Here is a 22,030-nt window from a genome sequence, read left to right on the forward strand (position 1 = left end):
TTCGTTTCTTTCGAAGCGTTGCCGTGTCAGCGAGGTGGCATTATAGAGATTGCGATCACATTGGCAAGCCCTTTTTCACGTTTTTTTTGATTTTTTTATCGTTTGGGTGTTTTTTATTCTAAAAGGCGAGTTTTCACTACTATTCTACCTCCATGTCCCCAGTAATCGCCCCTAATAAGGAGAAAAGATGAGCTCAATTAGAAGCTACAAAGGTATAAAGCCTGAACTTGGTGAGCGTGTTTACGTTGACCCAACCTCTGTTTTAGTCGGTGATATCCGAATTGGCGATGATTCTAGCATTTGGCCATTGGTAGCGGCGCGAGGCGATGTAAACCACATTCACATTGGCGATCGAACGAATATTCAAGATGGTAGTGTTTTGCATGTCACCCATAAGAACGCCGAAAACCCAAACGGCTACCCACTTATAATTGGCAATGACGTTACGATTGGCCACAAAGTGATGCTGCACGGTTGTGAGATCCACGATCGTGTTTTGGTTGGTATGGGAGCTATTGTTTTAGATGCTGTTGTAATTGAGTCAGAGGTGATGATCGGAGCAGGCAGTTTAGTGCCACCTGGGAAAGTATTAGAAAGTGGCTACTTATATGTTGGAAGCCCAGTAAAGCAAGCTCGCCCTCTATCAGAAAAAGAACGAGCTTTTTTGCAAAAGTCTGCCAATAACTATGTTCAAAACAAAAACGACTACTTACATGAAGTAGAAGACTTGAACTAAAGGTCTGTTAACCAATGATGATATGGCCTTCTTCATTGAAGGCTTCATCTTCTATTAACTCTTCTGCTATTTCTTCCAGATCAAATCGGTAGTCAATAAAAGCAGAGATCACGGCCTGCTCCGTATCTAACTCTGAGCCAGATAACTTTTCTAACTTTTGTTTCGTCACAAAGCATTCTATTAGCGCACCAGATTGTTGCGCCGCAAAGTTTACTGATTGTGATACTTCATCCCATGATTGCATGTCTGGGAATAAGATGGATTGATTCATCGCTTATTGACCTTCAAGGTTCTTTCTTAATTCACGCAAAATCTGTTTAGCTCCAGGACGAAGACCGCGCCATAACATAAAACTCTCAGCAGCTTGGCCAACTAACATACCTAAACCATCATAAGCATGTGCCGCACCGTGTTGCTTAGCCCATTGGTTAAATGTGGTATCACCTTTGCCATACATCATGTCGTAGCTTGTACTATTGGTGGCAAATACCGAAGAAGAGATTGCAGGTAACTCACCACTCAATGATGCAGACGTGGAGTTGATTACGACGTCGTACTCTTCAGCAATGGTATTCATCTCTTTTGCTGTAACAGGGCCATATGCAGAAAACAATTCTGCCAATTCTTCGGCTTTGGAAAATGTACGATTAGTTATCGTTAGAGATGTTGGTTTTTGATCGAGCAATGGTTTAATCACTCCTCGAGCGGCACCACCAGCACCTATGATAAGGATGCGTGCGCCTTCTAAAACGACTTGATGTTGCAACAAGTCCTGCACTAAGCCTGCACCATCAGTGTTATCACCAATGATTTCACCATCATCAAGCTTCTTAAGTGTATTCACTGCTCCAGCAAGCTGAGCACGCTCGGTCAAACGGCTGGCAAATTGATAGGCATCTTCTTTAAAAGGCAAGGTCACGTTACAGCCTTTGCCGCCGTCAGCAAAAAATGCTTTCGCCGCTTCGATAAATCCACCCACAGGCGCACATTCTGCGGTGTATGTTAGGGACTGATTAGTTTGACGAGCAAAGAGTGTATGGATAAATGGCGACTTGCTGTGCCCGATAGGGTTACCAAACACGGCGTAACGATCGATTTGCAGGGTCATTTCCTTACCTTTATTCCTTACTTAGATATAGAGAAAACAGGGCCATCTGATTACGGATGACCCTATCACTATCTATCTATATAGAAAAGGAGATTCCGTGCTTACCATTCGCGTGGTTTCAGGTATCGATCGTAAAGTTCGGCTTCAGGCGTTCCTGCTTCTGGTTCGTAGCGGTACTCCCATCGCGCTAACGGCGGCATCGACATCAGAATCGACTCGGTACGCCCACCACTTTGTAAACCGAATAAAGTGCCACGGTCGTACACTAAGTTGAACTCAACATAACGACCACGACGGTAAAGTTGGAATTCACGTTCGCGCTCGCCATATTCGATGTCTTTACGACGAGACACGATCGGCAAATAAGCTTGGTAATAGCCTTCACCCACCGCTTTGATGTAATCAAAACACTTATCAAACTCCCAGTGATTCAAATCATCAAAGAACAAACCACCAACACCACGAGTTTCATTTCGGTGTGGCAAGAAGAAGTACTTATCACACCACGCTTTGTGTTCAGCATATACTTCTTCACCAAATGGGGCACAGATTGCCTTAGCTGTATCGTGCCATGACTGACAATCTTCTTCGAAAGGATAGAAAGGTGTCAGGTCGAAACCACCACCAAACCACCAAATTGGTTCTTCGCCCTCTTTCTCGGCGATAAAGAAACGCACATTCGCATGAGAAGTTGGGACGTAAGGGTTTTTGGGATGGATAACCAAAGAGACCCCCATCGCTTCAAAACGGCGACCCGCTAGCTCCGGACGATGTGCCGTCGCAGATGCTGGCATTTCTTTCCCTTCTACATGCGAGAAGTTCACCCCACCTTGCTCGAAAACAAGGCCATCACGCATAACACGTGAGCGCCCACCGCCACCAAGACGTTCGCCCGGTTCACGATGCCATGCATCCTCGACAAAGACGGCCTCTCCATCTTCTTGTTCTAACTGCTGACAAATGGAGTCCTGAAGTGACATCAGGAACTGCTTTACGGCGTGCTTATCGATTGCTGACATACGTTATTACCTATTACGTGATACCGGTTGATGACTGGCAAGCAGGGTTAGCCCTGTCTTAATATTTGTGAAGTCTTGGCGTCACGAATCTCGCTGGGTTTATCACGACCGCTGGTTTCACCACGAAGAATGACCACCAGCTTGTCACCCAATTGCTCTTCGACTTCTTCCGTGGTCATACACGGTGGCAAGCCGGAAAGATTCGCGCTGGTAGAGGTTAACGGCTTTCCGAATGCATTACACATCTTTTGAACCAAAGGATGATCAGTCACACGAACTGCAATTGAATCAAACTGCCCTGAAACCCAGTTGGAGACTTTATCGCTCGCAGGCATGATCCAAGTGTATGGACCTGGCCAAGTTGCATGAACGGTCGCTAATTGTTCTCGAGTCAGTTGAGATTCATCAATATACGGCAAGAGCTGCTCATAACTTGCAGCGATCAGAATCAGCCCTTTTTCCACCGGGCGCTGCTTGAGCTCCAGCAGTTTTTGAATTGCTTCTGGGTTATCTGGATCGCATCCGACACCAAAAACCCCTTCTGTTGGGTAGGCAATCACTTCGCCTTGTTGTAGTGCGTTGAGCACTTGTTCAAAGTTATCCACCGATTACTTCCTGATTGTCTTACTGTATTATTTTCACTAAGTGTACAAATATTCATTCTCAGACACTAAAGCAATTTTTTTATAAAATGTATCAATAGCGTCAACAACAAGACGCAAACGTTTGCTTGAGATAAAAATCCCCGTATAATGCGCACAAATTTATCAGCTCACCTAATTTTGCAGCTTGAAGGAGTTTGAGATGAAAGTCGGTATCATCATGGGTTCTAAATCCGATTGGCCAACCATGAAACTAGCAGCAGACATGCTAGACCAATTTGGCGTACCTTACGAAACAAAAGTCGTGTCAGCACACCGAACTCCTCAATTACTGGCGGACTACGCCAGCAGCGCGAAAGAACGTGGTATCAAAGTGATCATCGCCGGTGCAGGCGGTGCAGCTCACCTACCAGGTATGGCAGCTGCATTTACTAGCATTCCTGTACTCGGTGTTCCAGTTCAGTCTCGCGCACTAAAAGGCATGGACTCTCTGCTATCTATTGTACAAATGCCAAAAGGCATTGCCGTCGGTACGTTAGCGATTGGCGAAGCGGGCGCAGCAAACGCCGGTATCCTAGCGGCGCAAATACTAGGCACTCATGACGAAAGCATCATGGCGAAGGTAGAAGCGTTCCGCAATGAACAGACGGAAACCGTACTGGCTAACCCAAATCCAGCTGAGGATTAATCAGATGCATGTACTGGTTCTTGGTGCGGGTCAGTTGGCTCGCATGATGTCTCTGGCTGGTGCGCCATTGAATATTCAAATTTCAGCTTACGATGTCAGCAGCGGTGATGTCGTTCATCCTTTAACTCAACAGGTACTTGGCCATGGCTTGGAAAATGCGATTACGCAAGTTGATGCGATTACTGCCGAGTTCGAGCATATTCCACATGACGTGCTCAAGGTTTGCGAAGCGAGCGGCAAGTTCCTACCAAGTACGCAAGCCATCAAAGCAGGTGGTGATCGCCGTATTGAAAAAGCACTGCTTGATGATGCTGGCGTGCGCAACGCGAAATACTACGTGATTGAAACTCGTGAAGACTTTGAGCGCGCAATTGAACACGTTGGTATGCCAATGGTTCTGAAAAGTGCATTGGGAGGTTACGATGGTAAAGGTCAATGGCGCTTAAAAGAAGCTTCTCAAGTCGACGACATTTGGACTGAGATGGCAGAGTGCATCGCGGCAACACCAACTCAAGCGATTGTTGCTGAAGAGTTTGTTCCTTTTAACCGCGAAGTATCACTAGTTGGTGCTCGAAGCAAAGATGGCTGCGTTGAAGTTTACCCTCTAGCAGAAAACGTTCACATCAATGGCGTACTGAGCTTATCCACCGCAATTGATGCGCCAGAACTGCAAGCCCAAGCCAAGCAGATGCTCACGGCCGTCGCAGATAGCCTAGATTACGTTGGTGTATTGGCGCTCGAATTCTTTGATGTCGATGGCACGCTGTTAGTGAATGAGATTGCCCCACGAGTGCACAACTCTGGTCACTGGACACAGCAAGGTGCAGAAACCTGTCAGTTCGAGAACCACCTGCGCGCCGTATGCGGCTTGCCGTTAGGCAGCACCAAACTGATTCGCGAAACCTCGATGGTGAATATTCTTGGTGAAGATACGTTGCCAGAAGCGCTTCTCGCCATGGATGGTTGTCACATCCATTGGTACGGCAAAGAGAAGCGTGAAGGGCGAAAAATGGGTCACATCAACGTATGTGGTGACTACCCAGGAGAATTACACCGTAGGTTGTGCGCTCTCGCGGATGTCTTAGATCCAATGGCATTCCCAGCCGTGCACGAGTTTGCGAAACAAGCATAACGCTAAAATCTAGCCCCAAAAACCACAAAGGGTCGCACGATGCGACCCTTTTTAATTCCTTTGATGTATTTACCCTTGTTGGGTGTGCTGGCACTTACGGTTGGCACATTGCAATTTCACACCACTGGCGAGTTTCTTCTCCACCAACAACGTAAAACCACATTCTTCGCATCTCCCTTTAACCGGAGGGACATTCACTGCAAATTTGCATTTAGGGTAGTTATCACATGCGTAGAAAGTTTTACCAAAGCGCGTCTTACGTTCAACTAAATGACCTTTACCACATTCAGGACACGCGTGTTTCTCTTGCGGCTGCTTTTCTGGCTCAGGTTGATTAATCGACTCAATATGATGGCAAGCCGGATAGTTACTGCAACCAACAAACATGCCATAACGCCCTTGGCGTAATACCAACTCGTTACCACAATCTGGACAAGGAACGCCAAGCTCTTTGACGATGTGTCCATCATTGTTATGCAGGGCTTTGATGTAATCACAGCTTGGGTAGTGGCTACAGCCAAGAAAGGGACCGTGTTTGCCATGTTTGAGGATCAATTCACTGCCACATTTAGGACACGGCTCATGTTCCAATGCGTGTTCATGGGCAGAGAAAAGGGTGTTGTCGATTTTACTACTCATACTTACCGTTTCGTGAAAAACACACCAAAAGACAAGCTCGCGTTCTTGCTAGCTAAACTCGAACTTGCCTAGATTGGGTTAGTGAAGAATCCCTTGTTCCTTGGTGTACAACAGCTCTTCCATTAGCGTATAAGCGTTTTCATTACCAGGCACATTAAACAGCACCATCAAAATGATCCATTTGAGGTCTTCAAGCTCAAACTCGCTCGTTTCTAGACCCATAACTCGGTCAATCACCATTTCGCGAGTTTCTGTGGTTAACACATTGATTTGCTCGAGAAACAATAAAAACCCTCGGCATTCCAAATCTAAACGCTGCATCTCTTTCGCTGTGTAGATACGAGTTGATGACGAAGCCATGCAAGTCGAGATTGCAGAAGAGGTGTCACTTTGCTGCAATGCGGCAAGCTCTTCTAACCAGACAAGGGCTTTGTAGATATCTTTTTGTTGGAAGCCTGCACGGAGCAGCTCTTCTTCCAACTCGTCTTGTTCGACCTGTAACTCTGCATCGCTATGGATGTAGGTTTCGAATAGATACATCAGTATATCCATCATCATAGCTAGCCCCTCCCCTTTCGAATATAGCCACCTGAAACCGCAACGACATGCCCAGAGAGTTCTAACTCTAAGAGCTGCATCATGACTTCCTGGACAGGTATATTGGTCCTGTTTGCAAGAATATCAACCGGTGTAGCTTCACTTCCTACGTTAGCTAACAGCTGAGGAAATGGCAATTCTTCTTCATCATTTAACGTAGAAAATAAATCGGTACTCTGATTAATAGACCAATCAAGCAAAGACTGTATTTCATCTAAGACATCTTTCGTCTTTTCTACGAGGCAAGCACCATGACGTATCAACTGGTTGCCACCGCTGGCATTAGGGGCATTTATCGAAGCTGGCAGCGCAAACACTTCTCGACCTTGCTCAAGCGCGTAACGAGCAGTAATTAACGAGCCACTCCTTTCCGCCGCTTCCACAACTAACACACCTAGCGATAATCCGCTAATAATGCGGTTTCGACGCGGGAAGTTTTCCGGGCGCGGCTTGGCATTGGGGCGAAACTCAGACACCAAAGCCCCATGTTCAATAACACGTTGCGCTAAACCACGATGACGTGCCGGATAAATATTTTCTAAGCCAGATCCCAGCACCGCAATCGTCTTACCTTTGGCTTGCAACGCACCATCATGCGCATGACCGTCAATGCCTAAAGCTAGACCACTAGTGACAATAAAATCGTGCTGAACAAATTCTGCTGCAAAGTGGCGTGCATGCTGTAAGCCATCAATACTCGCATTTCGGCTGCCAACCATTGCTATTTGTGGCTGCGAAAGACAAGTAGAATTTCCTTGAACAAAAAGCAGAGGTGGCGGCGCAACGATTTGTTTGAGTTGAGGTGGATAAAGCGGGTCAGTCAGTGTCAGGATATGATGATTTGTAGAAGCCTCAAGCCAACTTAAACAGGCATCAACTTCTTTATCTGTTGAAGCCCAAGCTTGAATTTGCTTAGTTGTTAACCCAAGTTGTTGTAGCTGTTCGGGAGAGAAGTTTACGATGTTACGCGGCGTGTCTCTTGCCAGTAGCTTATTCATTTTGACCCCGCCAATGCCTGGTAAACAACTCAGTTTTAACCAGGCAGCAAGGTCACTGTCGTTATTGCGTGGTTTCATTGGTGGTCGGCTCTTGCGTCAGAGGCGAAACCACAGAGACCTCTTTATTAATGGGTTTAGTGCTGGTTGTGATCAACGCCAAGCTAAAGTACTCATAAGGACGAATCACAAGCAATTCGCCAACTTTACTCTGTGGCAGAGTGATTTTCTTATCAAGCACGCCAAACTCTTTCTTGAACTCATCGCCGTCTTTGTAAACTGGGTGCGCGTCTTCTTTTAAATCAAACACACTGCCTTGTTTCAGACTGTCTGACGTGCCTTTATCAATCACCACGACTTGGTTAGTTGAACTAAAGCGAATACCTTCGATATTACCTAGCAACTTTGCAGAACTGCCTTGTGGCGACGGCAGCGGATAGAACGTAGTCGTGAAGTCAGTATTCTCAACCGATTGATTTGGCAACGCGATATCGTTACGTAGGATTTCTTGCATTTGCGATGTAAGCTTCAAACCTGAATAATCACTCGAAGCTTCAACGAGCTCGCCTTTGGCAATCAAACGCAGCGCGGTAATCTCTTCGGACACATCGTCACGCGAAAAGGTAGCTACTGGTCGGTAAATAGCCCAACCTGTCGCGGTCTGATTGCCATTGATATACAGCACATCTTCTGCAGTCAGATACTTACTGCCTTTGCTGCTACCCATCACTTTTGCTGCTCTGTTCAACGAATCTTTATCTAGCAACCGATCCGATTTAAGGTAAGGCATCACCAAACCTTCCGCGACCGTTGGTACGGCTTTCTTTTCCGTGATGCGAGCTTTCGGGCTCAGCTTCTTAACCGGTTTTAGGCTCAACACGGGCTGACCGTTAATCCACACCAAAGACAGCTTATCTCCGGGATAAATTAAATGAGGGTTATCGATGTCTGGATTGACTTGCCACAAACGAGGCCACAACCACGGGCTATCCAAGTACATGGCCGAAATATCCCATAGCGTATCGCCCTTCACGACTACATATGTTTGTGGCGCATCATCTTTAACAGTCAGTGGTTTCGCATCCACATTTGCTACAGCGTTGAAAGAGAAAAGTAACGGCAACGTAACACTGGCAACGTTGCGGAAAATTCGATTCATGACCCTCGTCCTTAGTCTATTAAGCAGGAACCAGAATGGAAATTGGTGCAAGGATGCTGTCATTTAGGCTATAAAATGTCTAGAATTGAGCCAACAAGGTTTGTGCTGTTTCGGCACAGTTCAATATTTCGAGTGAATATGTCTGTATTACAAGTATTAACATTCCCGGATGATCGCCTGCGCACAGTCGCAAAGCCTGTTGAAGCGGTGACGCCTGAGATTCAAAAAATCGTCGATGACATGATTGAAACCATGTACGACGAAGAAGGTATTGGCCTTGCTGCAACGCAGGTTGATATCCACAAACGTATCGTAGTGATTGATATTTCAGAAACTCGCGATGAGCCGATGGTGCTAATCAACCCTGAGATTCTGGAAAAGCGTGGCGAAGATGGCATCGAAGAAGGCTGTCTGTCGGTACCAGGTGCACGCGCACTTGTGCCTCGCGCTGCAGAAGTTACCGTTAAAGCACTGGATCGTGATGGCAAAGAGTTCACCTTCGAAGCCGACGACCTGCTAGCGATTTGTGTTCAACACGAGCTTGATCACTTACAAGGTAAGCTGTTCGTGGATTACCTATCGCCACTGAAACGCAAACGCATTCAGGACAAGCTAGCAAAAATCAAACGCTTTAACGAGAAGCAGCAAAACGCTTAATCTCGAACCATACCAATTAGAAGGAAGCCTACCTTGAGTCAGTCTTTACGTATTGTCTTTGCAGGTACTCCGGATTTCGCCGCCCGTCACTTGGCGGCGTTGTTGTCTTCGGAGCATGAAGTCATCGCGGTTTACACAAACCCAGATCGTCCAGCGGGTCGTGGCAAGAAATTGGCTGCGCCACCGGTAAAACAACTGGCGCTGGAACACAACATCCCGGTTTACCAACCTGAAAGCTTTAAGTCCGACGAAGCGAAACAAGAACTTGCCGATCTGAACGCCGATCTCATGGTTGTCGTGGCATACGGTATGCTACTGCCACAGGCGGTTCTTGATACCCCTAAGCTGGGTTGTATCAACGTACATGGTTCTATCCTACCTCGTTGGCGTGGTGCGGCTCCAATCCAACGCTCTATTTGGGCGGGCGATGCAGAAACGGGCGTGACCATCATGCAGATGGACATCGGTCTCGACACTGGTGATATGCTGAAGATTGCAACTCTGCCAATCGAAGCGACAGATACCAGCGCTTCAATGTACGAAAAATTGGCTGAGCTTGGCCCAGAAGCCCTGATTGACTGCTTAGCCGACATTGCTGCGGGTAAAGCAGTGCCAGTGAAGCAAGACGATGAGCTAGCGAACTACGCGAAAAAACTCAGCAAAGAAGAAGCACGCATTAACTGGAACGACGATGCGGCGCACATTGAGCGCTGCGTTCGTGCCTTTAACCCATGGCCAATGAGCCACTTTGAGGCGGCAGAAAACAGCATCAAAGTATGGCAAAGCCGTGTGGCAGAGCAAACCAGTGACAAGCCAGCCGGCACCATCGTGCAAGCAGATAAAACCGGTATCTATGTTGCGACAGGCAACGGCGTACTGGTGCTAGAGCAACTGCAAGTTCCTGGCAAAAAAGCCATGTCAGTTCAGGATATTCTGAACTCACGTGCAGCTTGGTTTGAAGTCGGCACTCTGCTGGTTTAAGCCATACTAGGGGTAATCATCCCCAATAATACGAACTTTTAGAGGGCAGAGATGCCCTCCTTTACTTTAAGGTACTCATCATGAATGTTCGCGCTGCGGCTGCTAACGTCCTGTATCTTGTCGTCGACAAGGGCCACTCACTTTCAAGCGCTCTTCCAGCGGCTCAACAAACGGTACGACCTCGTGACCACGCTCTGCTACAAGAGATCTGTTACGGTGCGCTACGTTACCTACCTCGCCTAGAAATGATCGCAAACCAGTTGATGGATAAGCCGCTCAAAGGCAAACAACGTGTATTCCATCACCTAATTCTGGTTGGTATTTACCAACTGAGCTTCATGCGTATTCCTGCGCACGCAGCAGTCGGTGAAACGGTTGAAGGCACTAAAGAGCTGAAAGGTCCTCGTCTGCGTGGTTTGATTAACGCTGTATTGCGTAACTACCAACGCAACCAAGAAGAACTCGACCAAATGGCTGTCAGCAACAACGCTGGCAAGTACGGTCACCCAAGCTGGTTACTAAAACTGCTGCAAGAGGCCTACCCACAGCAATGGGAAAGCATTGTTGAAGCGAATAACCAAAAAGCACCAATGTGGCTGCGTGTAAATCACCAACACCACACTCGAGATGAATACCTTGCGCTGCTCAAAAATGAAAACATTGATAGCACGCCACACACAGAAGCAATGGACGCCATAAAATTGGCCGCACCATGTGACGTGATGAAGCTACCTGGCTTTGATAAAGGTTGGGTTTCGGTACAAGATGCGGCAGCGCAGCTCTCGATCAACTATCTAAAACCACAAGACGGCGAGCTGATTTTAGATTGCTGTGCTGCGCCAGGTGGCAAGACGGCGCACATTCTAGAGCGCACGTCGGGCAGTGAAGTGGTCGCGATTGACTGCGACGACACACGCCTGAAACGTGTGCATGAAAACCTGAAGCGTCTCAACCTTCAGGCAAAAGTGGTTTGCGGTGATGCGCGTAATCCACAAGAATGGTGGCAAGGCGAGCAATTTGATCGCATTTTGCTGGATGCCCCATGTTCTGCGACTGGCGTGATTCGTCGTCACCCAGACATCAAATGGCTACGTCGTGCAGACGACATCGCCGCATTAGCAGAGCTACAAAGTGAAATTTTTGATGCCATGTGGACGCAGCTGAAACCCGGCGGCACAATGGTTTACGCGACTTGTTCAATCACACCGCAAGAAAACGTGGAGCAAGTAAAAGCGTTTTTAGCACGTACCGCGGATGCGCAACTGCTGGATTCTGATCCCGACCAGCCTGGTCGTCAAATTCTACCAGGCGAAGAAGACATGGATGGTTTCTACTACGCAGTGCTAACCAAAACACACGCGTAACAGCATGCTAAATAGGGCGATTGGAGTGATTTCAATCGCCTTTTTCAGATAACGAGAAAAGAGTATGAAGATCATTATTCTTGGTGCAGGTCAGGTTGGCGGCACACTGGCAGAAAACCTAGTGGGTGAAAACAACGACATCACCATCGTCGACAACAATGCCGACCGACTGCGCGAATTACAGGACAAATACGACCTGCGTGTGGTCAATGGCCATGCGAGCCACCCCGACGTGCTGCACGAAGCTGGTGCGCAAGACGCCGATATGCTCGTCGCGGTGACCAACACTGATGAAACCAACATGGCCGCCTGCCAGGTCGCGTTCACTCTATTCAACACCCCAAACCGCGTTGCACGTATTCGCTCTCCAGAATACTTGGCAGAAAAAGAAGCCCTGTTTAAATCTGGCGCCATTCCTGTCGATCACCTTATCGCCCCAGAAGAACTCGTTACGAGCTACATCGAACGTCTGATCCAATACCCGGGCGCGCTGCAAGTGGTAAGCTTTGCTGAACAGAAAGTCAGCCTAGTCGCAGTAAAAGCCTACTACGGTGGCCCGTTGGTGGGTAACGCGCTGTCTGCTTTGCGTGAGCACATGCCGCACATCGATACCCGTGTGGCAGCGATTTTCCGTCAAGGCCGTCCGATTCGCCCGCAAGGCACCACCATTATTGAAGCCGATGATGAAGTGTTCTTCGTTGCAGCAAGTAATCATATTCGCTCAGTGATGAGTGAGCTTCAGCGCCTAGAAAAACCGTACCGCCGCATCATGATTGTTGGCGGGGGTAACATTGGTGCCAGTCTCGCAAAGCGCTTAGAACAAAACTACAGCGTGAAGCTGATTGAACGTAACTACCAACGTGCAGAAAAACTGTCAGAAGAGCTAGAAAACACCATCGTGTTCTGCGGCGACGCGGCAGACCAAGAGCTTCTCTCGGAAGAGAACATCGACCAAGTCGACGTCTTCATCGCGCTGACCAACGAAGATGAAACCAACATCATGTCTGCGATGTTGGCAAAACGCATGGGTGCGAAAAAAGTAATGGTGCTGATCCAACGTGGCGCTTATGTAGATCTGGTACAAGGCGGCGTAATTGATGTGGCGATCTCACCTCAGCAAGCCACTATTTCAGCCTTGCTAACGCACGTTCGTCGCGCTGATATCGTTAACGTATCCTCACTTCGCCGCGGCGCTGCGGAAGCAATTGAAGCCGTCGCTCACGGTGATGAAAGTACATCCAAAGTGGTTGGACGTGCGATTGGAGATATTAAGCTCCCACCTGGGACCACCATTGGTGCTATCGTTCGTGGCGAAGAAGTCCTTATTGCCCACGACCGTACGGTCATCGAGCAGGATGACCATGTGGTGATGTTCCTGGTCAACAAAAAATACGTATCAGACGTCGAAGCGCTATTCCAGCCGAGTCCATTCTTCCTCTAGGATTTTCCTATGGTCAACTTACGTCCCGTACTATTTGTTATCGGGCTGGTTTTATCCAAACTGGCCCTGTTTATGTACGTGCCGACTTTGGTCGCTTTCTTCACTGGTACGGGGGGATTTCTCGATTTCGCCCAAGCCGTTGTGATCACGCACCTTGCCGCCTTCATCTGCCTCACGATCGGTCGAACCGCCAAGTTCAAACTCAGCGTACGCGATATGTTCCTTATCACCAGTTTGGTTTGGACCATCGCGAGTGCGTTTGCCGCCTTGCCGTTTGTGTTCATCAACCACATCAGCTTCACTGACGCCTACTTTGAAACCATGTCAGGCATTACTACCACTGGTTCCACAGTGCTCAGCGGTTTAGACAACATGGCGCCAAGTATTTTGTTGTGGCGTTCTATCTTGCAGTGGCTTGGGGGGATTGGTTTTATCGTAATGGCGGTGGCGGTGCTACCTATGCTCAATGTCGGTGGTATGAAACTATTCCAAACCGAATCATCCGACTGGTCGGATAAAAGTAGCCCGAGAGCAAAAACGGTCGCCAAAAACATCGTAGCAGTTTATTTGATGCTTACTGGCTTATGCATTGTGGGCTACTTGGTCACAGGCATGAACCTGTTTGAAGCGATCAATCACGCCTTTACCACGCTATCAACGGGCGGATACTCTACATCCGACGGGTCGATGAACCACTTCTCTAATGGCGCACACTGGGTGGCCACTACCTTTATGTTCTTAGGTGGCTTGCCATTTTTGCTCTTCATCGCCGCGTTACGTAAACGCCGTATTGATGTGTTGGTTAACGACGCTCAAGTTCGAGGATTCGCGTACCTGTTCGTGTTCTCAAGCTTAGTGATTTCAGCTTGGTTAGTGATTCGAGACGGATACACCATTTTGGATGCGCTACGAGTGTCGATGTTTAATATCGTCTCTGTCGTCACCACAACCGGCTTTGGCTTAGAGGACTTCACCGCGTGGGGCGCATTACCCACAACTCTTTTTGCCTTCTTAATGATGGCGGGGGCATGCTCAGGATCAACGTCTGGCGGGATCAAAATCTTCCGTTTCCAAATCGCAATGACACTGCTGAACAAACAGATGATGAAATTGATTCACCCTTCAGGTGTGTTTGTACAGCGCTACAACCAACGCCCAGTGAATGATGACATTGTTCGCTCGGTGGTCGCGTTTGGCTTGATGTTCTTTATCACCATCATCTTCATCGCGGGTTGCTTGAGTGCGCTGGGTTTAGACCCCATCACTAGCATCTCTGGTGCCATCACTGCGGTAGCCAACGTCGGCCCAGGTATGGGAAGCGTGATTGGACCAACGGGTAACTTCGCGCCTCTGCCAGATACCGCCAAGTGGCTCCTGAGCTTTGGCATGTTAATGGGCCGCTTGGAAATTCTGACTATTCTTGTACTGTTCTTCCCTGCGTTTTGGCGCCGTTAAGCAGACACAAATAAAAGGTATAACAATGAAAACATGGATTACTCTGGCGACCCTACTTGCCGCCTCATCCACATACGCCGCTGAAGTCATCACTTTAGCCGATGGTCGAGAAGTGAAGTTAAACGATGACTTTACTTGGGAATACGTCATGAAAAAACCTGCGCAGCAAGCAACAGAGACGCAAGCGACAATAGGCGCGGTTGAAACGATCGCAGCTCCCGCAATTGCGACAATTCCAGTTGTGACGAAAACTGTTGGCACTACTGTGGTGGTAAACGCCAAAAAGCCAACCATGCAGCTGTCTGACTCTGGTGTCGACGTACTGATTGGCTCCGCGAGCTATCAAGATGGTGAGCTCGTACTGCCAACGTCCATTACCAATCAAAGCTCACAATCGGTGATTCAAGTTGAAGTGGAAGTTCTGGTATTTGATATGTCTGGCCAGCAACTGGCGAAAGAAAAAGTCACAGTTTGGCAATCCATCAAGCGAATGGCGGATACTTACCTGCGACCACAACAAGCAGAACAGGGTAAAAGCATCAAACTGGCAGTGCCGCAGTCTCAGCAATACCAGTTTTCAGCCAAAGTGTTAGAAGTGAAAACTCGTTAATGTGATAACACATGTTTTGTCGAGTTTATCTCTATCCGTTAGATAGGCTCGACAAAATAATAAATTGCGAAAAAGTGACACACACAACCCGCTAAAACGAAGCCGTGCCAAATCGCATGATTGAATGGAATACGCTTCGCAACGTAGAAAATCACCCCCAGTGAATACACAATCCCACCAGCTGCGAGTAATGTCAGTCCGCCAATATCCAAGTTGATCGCCAACTGATAAATCACAATCAACGACAGCCAGCCCATGACCAAATACGTCATCAAGGAAAGCTTTTTAAATCGGTAAACAAACGCGACTTTCATAATGATGCCGAGTAGAGCAATGGTCCAGATGACAATCATCAAACCAAACGCGAGCGGCGTACGTAAACTCACCAACAAAAAAGGCGTATAACTGCCAGCAATGAGCAAATAGATGGCGCAGTGATCGAAAGTTTTTAGCCAGCGTTTGGCGTTGGGGTGCGGAATTGCGTGATACAGCGTCGAAGCCAAAAATAGCACGATAATACTCGCACCATAGACAGCCATACTGGCCAGCGTCAGCGTATCAGCTTGCTGGTCTATGGCTTTGATTAGCAGCAGTATCAAGCCAACAATACCAAAAATCATCCCAATGCCATGAGTGATGGTATTGGCCAGTTCTTCGCGTTGACTGTATTGAGGTTTCTGCAGTTCAGACATCAATGCGCCTATACTAGAGTTTGAAATTTGCTCTAGTATGGCACATTAGGCTTACACGTGTAAGCTTAAATTAAGACTCATGAACGGCCGTGGTTTGATCGAGATAATTAAGTACAAGTTCGCCCACTTGATCAAGCTTAGTCGTGGCTGGAATGGTCAACTCTCGTTTGAGTTTTCCGCTACCCAGTAAGCTTGCGAGCATGCCACCCTCGCCCTTGCGTGTACGGTCAACTTCAAACCATAATTTGAGTTCTTGCTCGCTACGATGAGCGACAAATTCTAACTCACGCCACACACCATGGTATGGCCCGTCAGTCGGCACCATCTCAAATTCTTGCACAAATGGCAGGTCGAACCCTTTTACTTCCTCACACTCCACTTGGCGAATACGCAAACCTTGCGCTTCAAATGCGGATAACACCGCATCCATTAATGGATCAGGTCGAACGGTGAGGATGTCTTTATCGGTCGGGTCTAAAGCAGCAGCAACGTCCAAGCCGGTTTCGAGCCACACTTTGGCGTCACCAATGGTGACAGGCGTATTCCAAGGCACATCGAGCTGAACATCGAAGGTACGCTCTTCGCCGGAATGGATGGTAAACGCATAAGGGAGGCTCCACTTAGCAAGCACATGAGTCTGAGGTACTCGGCGCATGCTGTGTCCTTCTCGCGCACCACGGTCATCAGGAGCTTCCGCGATATAGCGACAACACAGTTTTAAATCGATGTTGTCGATCGCTTGTTCAGTGGCACCACCATAAACATGGATAGACACATCCACACTTTGACCAGGATATAGCACGTCTTGATTTAGGATTGAGTCGACCTTAGCGCTCCCAATCCCAAAACTGGCAAGTGTCTTCTTCAAAAATGACATAGGCACCTCCTTCGTCGAGATCTCATACTACTACTGCTGATCGAGGGATCAAACAAAAATTGCCTCGATCATCGCGACAAAATGACAAAATCTAAACAATTCAATTGCTCAACTATCGACCAATTATTACAAGGATGCTAATCTTATACGTGATATGCATGCATATCGGTATTCCTGATTCATTAACTGGATTGGCGAGAGCCAGAAGAGTGATTCTTCAATCTTGTTGGAGCCTAGCTCATAATGATTCAGGCCATTACATCGGCAATGGATATGCCTGACAGTTAGGTAAATTAATGCGCCCAACAACAGTCAGGTTCGCACACACTAATACTAGTGCAATGCGCCGCCGCAGTGGCTTTACTACTGCACCAAAGGCAAAGCAAGTTGCGCCAGCAATGACATTGGTTGAGAAGACAGCAATGATGTCGAGTGTTCCGGCCAAAGTTATCAAAGCAGCTTAATCAAAAGCGCGGCGCCAGCTGCGCTTTTTTCTTTGCACGCGACTCAAACCACCTCAACGACTTAGAACAAAACACAGTGAAATAGATAGTTTTTCCTATTTGGTCTTCGCAAAGCAATTTGGTACCTTTACAGCTAATTACACCTATAAATTCTGTGGAGAAAGAAATGAAGTGTCATCGCATTGAAGAGCTGCTTGAGCTACTAGAGCCTGAATGGCATAAAGACCAAGAAATGAACCTAATACAGTTCATCGTGAAGCTAGCGAAAGAAGCAGGCTACGAAGGCAAGCTAGAAGATCTGACCGACGACGTGCTGATCTACCACCTTAAAATGCGTAACAGCAGCAAAGACGAAATGATCCCAGGTCTTAAGAAAGACCAAGAAGATGATTTTAAAACTGCGATTCTGCGCGCTCGTGGCATCATCAAATAACCGGTTCAACAGCCCAGTATTCTTAAAGCGACTCCCTCAAATGAGTCGCTTTTTTATAACTAAAATTTTTAGTCCCGTAGTTGGTTATAACTGTTCAGCCAATTATCAGGTTAACTGTACTGACTTTTGTTGTTAAACGTTGACTGCGTTAAAGAAAAGGAATTGTTATTGATTGTATAATCGCCGTTCATCAGTATTTACTAAAATAATTATGTCCGGTCATGATTTATGATAGGGACGAAGTAGCAATGTCATCGAGCGACATCAATAGAAATGACGCCGTACATTATAAAAGCCTAAGAAGGATGAGTGCATGAGTCAGGATAAGATCGATATCAAAGATGTGACTCCTAAAACCTACAACCCTAAGACTCATAAAGGGAATGGGGATCGGTTCAACCCAAGTAATCGCATCTATGTACGCGAAAGCAAAGGGACTTACCAGAAACTGCGTCGTTACGGTGGTTGGTTCTTACTGCTTCTCTTCGCTTTGATACCGTGGATTCCTTACGGTGAACGTCAAGCGATCTTGCTCGATATTGGCAACCAGCAGTTCAACTTTTTCGGTACCACGTTGTATCCGCAAGATCTTACCCTACTCGCCTTGCTATTTGTGATCGCGGCGTTCGGGTTGTTCTTTATTACCACCTTCTTAGGTCGAGTTTGGTGTGGCTATCTCTGCCCACAAACCGTCTGGACCTTCATGTATATCTGGTTTGAAGAGAAACTGGAAGGCAGCGCCAATAAGCGTCGTAAGCAGGACTCCAATAAGCTGACGGCAAATTTAGCGATGCGCAAAACCATCAAACATATCGCTTGGTTTGCCATTGCGCTCGCCACTGGTTTTACTTTTGTTGGCTACTTCGTTCCAATGAAGCAATTGGTTATCGACTTTTTCACTTTTAACGCCAACTTCTGGCCCGTCTTTTGGATAATGTTCTTTGCCATTTGTACCTATGGTAATGCTGGTTGGATGCGTTCCATCATGTGTATTCACATGTGTCCTTACGCGCGCTTCCAGTCTGCCATGTTTGATAAAGACACCTTCATCGTTGGCTATGATGCCAAACGTGGTGAAAAACGTGGTCCACGTCCGCGCAAAGCCGATCCAAAGCAACTTGGTTTGGGGGATTGTATTGATTGTGACTTGTGTGTGCAGGTGTGCCCAACAGGTATCGATATTCGTGACGGCTTACAATATGAATGTATTAACTGTGGCGCCTGTATTGATGCGTGTGACAACACCATGGATCGCATGGGTTACGAGAAAGGACTAATCAGCTACACCACCGAGCACCGCTTATCGGGTAAGAGTACCAAAGTCATGCGTCCGAAGCTGCTGGGCTATGGAGCTGTGCTACTGGTCATGATTGGTCTGTTCTTTGCCCAAATCGCAGCGGTAGACCCAGCAGGCATGAGTGTTATTCGCGACCGTAACCAACTGTTCCGCGTTAATAGCTCGGGCGAAATAGAAAACACCTACACCCTCAAAGTGATCAACAAAACCCAGCAAGTGCAAGAGTACTCGTTGGATGTTGAAGGGCTATCCGATGTAAGCTGGTATGGTAAGCAGACAATTCAGGTACAGCCAGGTGAGGTATTGAACTTACCAATGAGTCTTGGCGCCGATCCTGACAAGCTAAACTCTGCGATTACGACAATTCAGTTTATACTCACCGATAAGAGCAACGAATTCACCATTGAAGTGGAAAGCCGTTTTATTAAAAAACTATAGCGCTACTTCAGTGACTAACGGAAAAAGGCTCAGTAATGAGCCTTTTTGTTTATATGTCCCAAAGTATGTTTAACTTTGACGCCCTTACCCCAGATTTTATGTGGTACGCGTTAGAAAGCATCGGCGTTCGCGCAGAATCAGGCTTTCTTCCCCTCAATAGCTACGAAAACCGTGTTTATCAATTCACTGACGAAGAGCGTCGTCGTTATGTCGTCAAGTTTTACCGCCCTGAACGTTGGAGCAACGAACAGATCCAAGAGGAGCACGACTTCACTTTAGAACTAATTGGAAACGAAATCCCCGTCGCACCACCTGTGCGCATCAACGGTGAAACCCTGCATCACTATCAAGGCTATGCCTTTGCGCTGTTTGAGAGCGTGGGTGGTCGCCAGTACGAGGTTGACAACTTAGATCAGCTCGAAGGTGTAGGGCGCTTCCTTGGTCGCATCCACAAAGTGGGTAGCCGCCAAGCCTTCCAACATCGCCCAACGATTGGCTTGCAAGAATACCTGTATCAACCAAGAGAGATTCTGCAAAACGCCAACATGATTCCAATGCACTTGGAGAACAGCTTCTTCAATGACTTGGATATGCTGATCAAATCAATTGAAAGCCACTGGCAAGAAGGCTTCAATACCATTCGTTTGCATGGCGATTGCCACCCAGGCAATATTTTGTGGCGAGATGGCCCTATGTTTGTTGATTTGGATGACGCTCGTAACGGCCCTGCTGTGCAGGACTTATGGATGCTGCTTAATGGTGAGCGCCAAGACAAACTGATGCAGCTGGATATTGTTTTAGAAGCTTATCAAGAGTTTTGCGACTTTAACCCCGCAGAATTGAAACTAATTGAGCCACTTCGCGGTCTACGAATGGTGCACTATATGGCATGGCTAGCAAAACGTTGGCATGACCCTGCGTTTCCTCTCGCTTTTCCATGGTTTAATGAGCCAAAATACTGGGAAGGTCAGGTCCTTGCATTTAAAGAGCAGATCGCCGCTTTAGAAGAAGCACCGCTGTCTTTAATGCCTCAATGGTAAGTCAGGCCACAAATTCAAAAATGGAGATATTTCGATGAAAAAACTGTTCGCACTGTTTTCTATGCTGATGCTAAGCCTGTCGGCACATGCAGCGCAATTCAAAGAAGGTGAACATTACAAAGTATTGGATCTTGAGGCATCAAAAAAACCTCTTGTGACGGAGTTTTTCTCTTTCTACTGCCCGCACTGTAATAGCTTTGAACCTGTTATCCAGCAACTGAAAAAGCAGTTGCCAGAAGGCACTAAACTACTAAAAAACCACGTTTCTTTCATGGGTGGCAACATGGGCCCATCAATGAGCAAAGCCTACGCGACCATGGTTGCACTAAAAGTGGAAGACAAAATGGTGCCAGTGATGTTTAATCGCATCCACAATCTAAAGAAGGCGCCACGTAACGATGAAGAGCTTCGCCAAATCTTCCTTGATGAAGGTGTAGACGCGAAGAAATTCGACTCTGCATTCAAAGGCTTTGCGGTTGATTCCATGGTTCGCCGTATGGACAAGCAATTTGAAAACAGCGGTCTAACCGGCGTTCCTGCGGTTATCGTTAACAACAAATACCTAGTTCAAGCACAAAGCATCAAGACAATGGATGAGTACTTCTCTCTGGTGAACTACTTGCTGACACTAAAATAAGCGCATCGATATCAATCAAAAGGGGAGCCCATCGCTCCCCTTTTGTTTATTTGTAAATCTCTTGTAGCAACCGATCTTTTTCTTGCCACACATCACCCAACCATTGCTGAAATTGTCGCTTATAGGGCTTATCGTTAAAGTAATCACCAAGCACTCGTTCATCGACGGGCAACACATTCACACGCACAACAACCTTGCCCATTCGGCCCATTAATAAATCCTTGAATGGCTTATTTGTATTTTCTGGGTACGCCAGAGTCACATCGATAATGTTCTCGAACTGCTCCCCCATTGCCGCTAACGTGTATGCGATCCCGCCCGATTTTGGTTGCAGCAAATATTGGTAGCTCGCCTTGCTCTTACGCTGTTTTTCTTCGGTAAATCGAGTGCCTTCGACATAATTAACCACTGTGGTTGGGGCATTTTTGAACTTGGCGCACGAGCGACGTGTCGTCTCTAAATCTTGACCTCGTTTGTGCGGGTTGCGGATCAGATACTCTCGCGAATAACGACGCATAAATGGCATGTCGAGCGCCCAACACGCCATCCCAATGAAAGGCACATACAACAGTTGTTGTTTGAGGAAAAACTTCGGCATAGGAATGCGGTCTTTAAACACGCAGCAAAGCACCACAATATCGGTCCAACTGAGATGATTACTGATCAACAGATACCACCCGTCTTTTTTCAGCGCCTCACCGCCCTGAACATCCCAGTCAACACGGTTAGAAACCGCCAGAATGCCCGCATTAACGGTAGCCCATAACCACATCACCTTGTTGGCACAAGCGGTCGCTTTCGCTTTTAGCTCCACGCTTGGAAGCAATACTTTAAACACAGCGATAATACAAATTGCGATTGAACACAGCGCAGAATTGAGAATCACAAAAGAAGCGTTAAAAAAAAATAACAAATATGCCAACATGATAGTCAAACAACAGTGATAATGTGTGAAGAATAAAACAGCGT

General features: G+C 47.2%; 25 protein-coding genes. 14 read left to right on the forward strand and 11 right to left on the reverse strand.

The window, feature by feature from the left end; all coding sequences use genetic code 11:
- The first annotated feature begins 187 nt into the window (after nucleotides 1–187).
- Nucleotides 188–736 (forward strand): gamma carbonic anhydrase family protein, encoded by a 549-nt coding sequence (locus ACWYVB_RS18055; protein WP_012841274.1) that lies wholly within the window; start codon nucleotides 188–190, stop codon nucleotides 734–736.
- A 7-nt stretch (nucleotides 737–743) separates the two neighbouring features.
- Here the strand turns inward: ACWYVB_RS18055 and ACWYVB_RS18060 are convergent, their stop codons facing one another.
- From ACWYVB_RS18060 to ACWYVB_RS18075, 4 genes are all read right to left on the reverse strand, one after another.
- Nucleotides 744–1,007 carry a DUF1488 family protein gene (locus ACWYVB_RS18060; RefSeq protein WP_005461429.1) on the reverse strand — a complete coding sequence of 88 codons (264 nt, stop codon included), beginning with the start codon at nucleotides 1,005–1,007 and terminating at the stop codon, nucleotides 744–746.
- A gap of 3 nt (nucleotides 1,008–1,010) precedes the next feature.
- Nucleotides 1,011–1,844: a shikimate dehydrogenase gene (aroE, locus tag ACWYVB_RS18065; RefSeq protein WP_104970007.1), complete on the reverse strand. Its 834-nt coding sequence runs from the start codon at nucleotides 1,842–1,844 to the stop codon at nucleotides 1,011–1,013.
- Nucleotides 1,845–1,945: 101 nt separating this feature from the next.
- Nucleotides 1,946–2,863 carry an oxygen-dependent coproporphyrinogen oxidase gene (gene hemF / locus ACWYVB_RS18070; protein ID WP_457529624.1) on the reverse strand — a complete coding sequence of 306 codons (918 nt, stop codon included), beginning with the start codon at nucleotides 2,861–2,863 and terminating at the stop codon, nucleotides 1,946–1,948.
- 47 nt (nucleotides 2,864–2,910) lie between these two features.
- Nucleotides 2,911–3,468 carry an L-threonylcarbamoyladenylate synthase gene (locus ACWYVB_RS18075; RefSeq protein WP_268979927.1) on the reverse strand — a complete coding sequence of 186 codons (558 nt, stop codon included), beginning with the start codon at nucleotides 3,466–3,468 and terminating at the stop codon, nucleotides 2,911–2,913.
- 199 nt (nucleotides 3,469–3,667) lie between these two features.
- On the opposite strand from ACWYVB_RS18075, the gene purE reads away from it, so the two are divergent.
- Nucleotides 3,668–4,153 carry a 5-(carboxyamino)imidazole ribonucleotide mutase gene (gene purE, locus ACWYVB_RS18080; RefSeq protein ID WP_048625611.1) on the forward strand — a complete coding sequence of 162 codons (486 nt, stop codon included), beginning with the start codon at nucleotides 3,668–3,670 and terminating at the stop codon, nucleotides 4,151–4,153.
- Nucleotides 4,154–4,157: 4 nt separating this feature from the next.
- Nucleotides 4,158–5,285 carry a 5-(carboxyamino)imidazole ribonucleotide synthase gene (locus ACWYVB_RS18085; RefSeq protein WP_301568342.1) on the forward strand — a complete coding sequence of 376 codons (1,128 nt, stop codon included), beginning with the start codon at nucleotides 4,158–4,160 and terminating at the stop codon, nucleotides 5,283–5,285.
- Nucleotides 5,286–5,354: 69 nt separating this feature from the next.
- Here the strand turns inward: ACWYVB_RS18085 and ACWYVB_RS18090 are convergent, their stop codons facing one another.
- From ACWYVB_RS18090 to ACWYVB_RS18105, 4 genes are all read right to left on the reverse strand, one after another.
- The gene (locus tag ACWYVB_RS18090; protein ID WP_258685910.1) at nucleotides 5,355–5,924 is read right to left on the reverse strand and encodes a DNA topoisomerase family protein; all 570 of its coding nucleotides are present in this window, start codon (nucleotides 5,922–5,924) and stop codon (nucleotides 5,355–5,357) included.
- A gap of 78 nt (nucleotides 5,925–6,002) precedes the next feature.
- Nucleotides 6,003–6,482 carry a DUF494 family protein gene (locus tag ACWYVB_RS18095; protein ID WP_005379074.1) on the reverse strand — a complete coding sequence of 160 codons (480 nt, stop codon included), beginning with the start codon at nucleotides 6,480–6,482 and terminating at the stop codon, nucleotides 6,003–6,005.
- Between the two features lie 2 nt (nucleotides 6,483–6,484).
- On the reverse strand, nucleotides 6,485–7,597 hold the full coding sequence (dprA, locus tag ACWYVB_RS18100) for a DNA-processing protein DprA (RefSeq protein WP_457529627.1): 1,113 nt from the start codon (nucleotides 7,595–7,597) through the stop codon (nucleotides 6,485–6,487).
- Nucleotides 7,581–8,675 (reverse strand): LysM peptidoglycan-binding domain-containing protein, encoded by a 1,095-nt coding sequence (locus ACWYVB_RS18105; protein WP_457529629.1) that lies wholly within the window; start codon nucleotides 8,673–8,675, stop codon nucleotides 7,581–7,583. The genes dprA and ACWYVB_RS18105 overlap by 17 nt, the downstream gene beginning before the upstream one ends.
- Nucleotides 8,676–8,813: 138 nt before the next feature.
- On the opposite strand from ACWYVB_RS18105, the gene def reads away from it, so the two are divergent.
- The 6 genes from def to ACWYVB_RS18135 all read left to right on the forward strand — a co-directional run bounded on the left by def (nucleotide 8,814) and on the right by ACWYVB_RS18135 (nucleotide 15,183).
- Entirely contained in the window at nucleotides 8,814–9,332 is a 519-nt protein-coding gene (def, locus tag ACWYVB_RS18110; RefSeq protein WP_005379068.1) for a peptide deformylase, read from the forward strand.
- A gap of 33 nt (nucleotides 9,333–9,365) precedes the next feature.
- On the forward strand, nucleotides 9,366–10,313 hold the full coding sequence (gene fmt / locus ACWYVB_RS18115; RefSeq protein WP_005461453.1) for a methionyl-tRNA formyltransferase: 948 nt from the start codon (nucleotides 9,366–9,368) through the stop codon (nucleotides 10,311–10,313).
- 80 nt (nucleotides 10,314–10,393) lie between these two features.
- Nucleotides 10,394–11,677 carry a 16S rRNA (cytosine(967)-C(5))-methyltransferase RsmB gene (gene rsmB / locus ACWYVB_RS18120; RefSeq protein WP_005394040.1) on the forward strand — a complete coding sequence of 428 codons (1,284 nt, stop codon included), beginning with the start codon at nucleotides 10,394–10,396 and terminating at the stop codon, nucleotides 11,675–11,677.
- Nucleotides 11,678–11,741: 64 nt separating this feature from the next.
- On the forward strand, nucleotides 11,742–13,118 hold the full coding sequence (trkA, locus tag ACWYVB_RS18125; RefSeq protein WP_005394041.1) for a Trk system potassium transporter TrkA: 1,377 nt from the start codon (nucleotides 11,742–11,744) through the stop codon (nucleotides 13,116–13,118).
- Nucleotides 13,119–13,127: 9 nt separating this feature from the next.
- Nucleotides 13,128–14,573 (forward strand): TrkH family potassium uptake protein, encoded by a 1,446-nt coding sequence (locus tag ACWYVB_RS18130; protein ID WP_006742925.1) that lies wholly within the window; start codon nucleotides 13,128–13,130, stop codon nucleotides 14,571–14,573.
- A 25-nt stretch (nucleotides 14,574–14,598) separates the two neighbouring features.
- Complete coding sequence (locus ACWYVB_RS18135; RefSeq protein ID WP_006742924.1) at nucleotides 14,599–15,183, forward strand: DUF3157 family protein; 585 nt, start codon at nucleotides 14,599–14,601, stop codon at nucleotides 15,181–15,183.
- Nucleotides 15,184–15,221: 38 nt separating this feature from the next.
- On the opposite strand, the gene trhA is transcribed toward ACWYVB_RS18135, so the two are convergent.
- Nucleotides 15,222–15,875 carry a PAQR family membrane homeostasis protein TrhA gene (gene trhA, locus ACWYVB_RS18140; protein ID WP_005394044.1) on the reverse strand — a complete coding sequence of 218 codons (654 nt, stop codon included), beginning with the start codon at nucleotides 15,873–15,875 and terminating at the stop codon, nucleotides 15,222–15,224.
- A gap of 70 nt (nucleotides 15,876–15,945) precedes the next feature.
- Nucleotides 15,946–16,752, reverse strand: coding sequence for a sporulation protein (locus ACWYVB_RS18145; protein WP_005394045.1), 807 nt, complete (start codon nucleotides 16,750–16,752; stop codon nucleotides 15,946–15,948).
- A gap of 296 nt (nucleotides 16,753–17,048) precedes the next feature.
- Between ACWYVB_RS18145 and ACWYVB_RS18150 the strand changes: the two genes are divergently transcribed.
- The 5 genes from ACWYVB_RS18150 to ACWYVB_RS18170 all read left to right on the forward strand — a co-directional run bounded on the left by ACWYVB_RS18150 (nucleotide 17,049) and on the right by ACWYVB_RS18170 (nucleotide 21,061).
- Nucleotides 17,049–17,216, forward strand: a complete 168-nt coding sequence (locus tag ACWYVB_RS18150) for a hypothetical protein (protein WP_005379043.1) — start codon at nucleotides 17,049–17,051, stop codon at nucleotides 17,214–17,216.
- Between the two features lie 166 nt (nucleotides 17,217–17,382).
- Entirely contained in the window at nucleotides 17,383–17,649 is a 267-nt protein-coding gene (locus ACWYVB_RS18155) for a YihD family protein (protein WP_005394048.1), read from the forward strand.
- A gap of 313 nt (nucleotides 17,650–17,962) precedes the next feature.
- Nucleotides 17,963–19,384 (forward strand): cytochrome c oxidase accessory protein CcoG, encoded by a 1,422-nt coding sequence (gene ccoG / locus ACWYVB_RS18160; protein WP_457529634.1) that lies wholly within the window; start codon nucleotides 17,963–17,965, stop codon nucleotides 19,382–19,384.
- A gap of 53 nt (nucleotides 19,385–19,437) precedes the next feature.
- Nucleotides 19,438–20,424 carry a serine/threonine protein kinase gene (locus ACWYVB_RS18165; RefSeq protein WP_074190074.1) on the forward strand — a complete coding sequence of 329 codons (987 nt, stop codon included), beginning with the start codon at nucleotides 19,438–19,440 and terminating at the stop codon, nucleotides 20,422–20,424.
- A gap of 34 nt (nucleotides 20,425–20,458) precedes the next feature.
- A complete protein-coding gene (locus ACWYVB_RS18170) occupies nucleotides 20,459–21,061 on the forward strand; it encodes a thiol:disulfide interchange protein DsbA/DsbL (protein WP_005379036.1) in 603 nt (200 codons plus the stop codon).
- Between the two features lie 46 nt (nucleotides 21,062–21,107).
- Here the strand turns inward: ACWYVB_RS18170 and ACWYVB_RS18175 are convergent, their stop codons facing one another.
- Nucleotides 21,108–21,986, reverse strand: a complete 879-nt coding sequence (locus ACWYVB_RS18175; protein WP_048625603.1) for an acyltransferase — start codon at nucleotides 21,984–21,986, stop codon at nucleotides 21,108–21,110.
- Between the last annotated feature and the right edge of the window lie 44 nt (nucleotides 21,987–22,030).

It is taken from the genome of Vibrio sp. JZG10 (genome assembly GCF_054064075.1).

Excerpts from the sequence above, each read along its gene's own strand:
- ACWYVB_RS18055 (WP_012841274.1), top strand. The coding sequence starts at position 188 with ATGAGCTCAATTAGAAGCTACAAAGGTATAAAGCCTGAACTTGGTGAG.
- ACWYVB_RS18060 (WP_005461429.1), bottom strand. The coding sequence starts at position 1,007 with ATGAATCAATCCATCTTATTCCCAGACATGCAATCATGGGATGAAGTA.
- aroE (WP_104970007.1), bottom strand. The coding sequence starts at position 1,844 with ATGACCCTGCAAATCGATCGTTACGCCGTGTTTGGTAACCCTATCGGG.
- hemF (WP_457529624.1), bottom strand. The coding sequence starts at position 2,863 with ATGTCAGCAATCGATAAGCACGCCGTAAAGCAGTTCCTGATGTCACTT.
- purE (WP_048625611.1), top strand. The coding sequence starts at position 3,668 with ATGAAAGTCGGTATCATCATGGGTTCTAAATCCGATTGGCCAACCATG.
- ACWYVB_RS18085 (WP_301568342.1), top strand. The coding sequence starts at position 4,158 with ATGCATGTACTGGTTCTTGGTGCGGGTCAGTTGGCTCGCATGATGTCT.
- ACWYVB_RS18090 (WP_258685910.1), bottom strand. The coding sequence starts at position 5,924 with ATGAGTAGTAAAATCGACAACACCCTTTTCTCTGCCCATGAACACGCA.
- ACWYVB_RS18095 (WP_005379074.1), bottom strand. The coding sequence starts at position 6,482 with ATGATGATGGATATACTGATGTATCTATTCGAAACCTACATCCATAGC.
- dprA (WP_457529627.1), bottom strand. The coding sequence starts at position 7,597 with ATGAAACCACGCAATAACGACAGTGACCTTGCTGCCTGGTTAAAACTG.
- ACWYVB_RS18105 (WP_457529629.1), bottom strand. The coding sequence starts at position 8,675 with ATGAATCGAATTTTCCGCAACGTTGCCAGTGTTACGTTGCCGTTACTT.
- def (WP_005379068.1), top strand. The coding sequence starts at position 8,814 with ATGTCTGTATTACAAGTATTAACATTCCCGGATGATCGCCTGCGCACA.
- rsmB (WP_005394040.1), top strand. The coding sequence starts at position 10,394 with ATGAATGTTCGCGCTGCGGCTGCTAACGTCCTGTATCTTGTCGTCGAC.
- trkA (WP_005394041.1), top strand. The coding sequence starts at position 11,742 with ATGAAGATCATTATTCTTGGTGCAGGTCAGGTTGGCGGCACACTGGCA.
- ACWYVB_RS18130 (WP_006742925.1), top strand. The coding sequence starts at position 13,128 with ATGGTCAACTTACGTCCCGTACTATTTGTTATCGGGCTGGTTTTATCC.
- ACWYVB_RS18135 (WP_006742924.1), top strand. The coding sequence starts at position 14,599 with ATGAAAACATGGATTACTCTGGCGACCCTACTTGCCGCCTCATCCACA.
- trhA (WP_005394044.1), bottom strand. The coding sequence starts at position 15,875 with ATGTCTGAACTGCAGAAACCTCAATACAGTCAACGCGAAGAACTGGCC.
- ACWYVB_RS18145 (WP_005394045.1), bottom strand. The coding sequence starts at position 16,752 with ATGTCATTTTTGAAGAAGACACTTGCCAGTTTTGGGATTGGGAGCGCT.
- ACWYVB_RS18150 (WP_005379043.1), top strand. The coding sequence starts at position 17,049 with ATGCGCCCAACAACAGTCAGGTTCGCACACACTAATACTAGTGCAATG.
- ACWYVB_RS18155 (WP_005394048.1), top strand. The coding sequence starts at position 17,383 with ATGAAGTGTCATCGCATTGAAGAGCTGCTTGAGCTACTAGAGCCTGAA.
- ccoG (WP_457529634.1), top strand. The coding sequence starts at position 17,963 with ATGAGTCAGGATAAGATCGATATCAAAGATGTGACTCCTAAAACCTAC.
- ACWYVB_RS18165 (WP_074190074.1), top strand. The coding sequence starts at position 19,438 with ATGTCCCAAAGTATGTTTAACTTTGACGCCCTTACCCCAGATTTTATG.
- ACWYVB_RS18170 (WP_005379036.1), top strand. The coding sequence starts at position 20,459 with ATGAAAAAACTGTTCGCACTGTTTTCTATGCTGATGCTAAGCCTGTCG.
- ACWYVB_RS18175 (WP_048625603.1), bottom strand. The coding sequence starts at position 21,986 with ATGTTGGCATATTTGTTATTTTTTTTTAACGCTTCTTTTGTGATTCTC.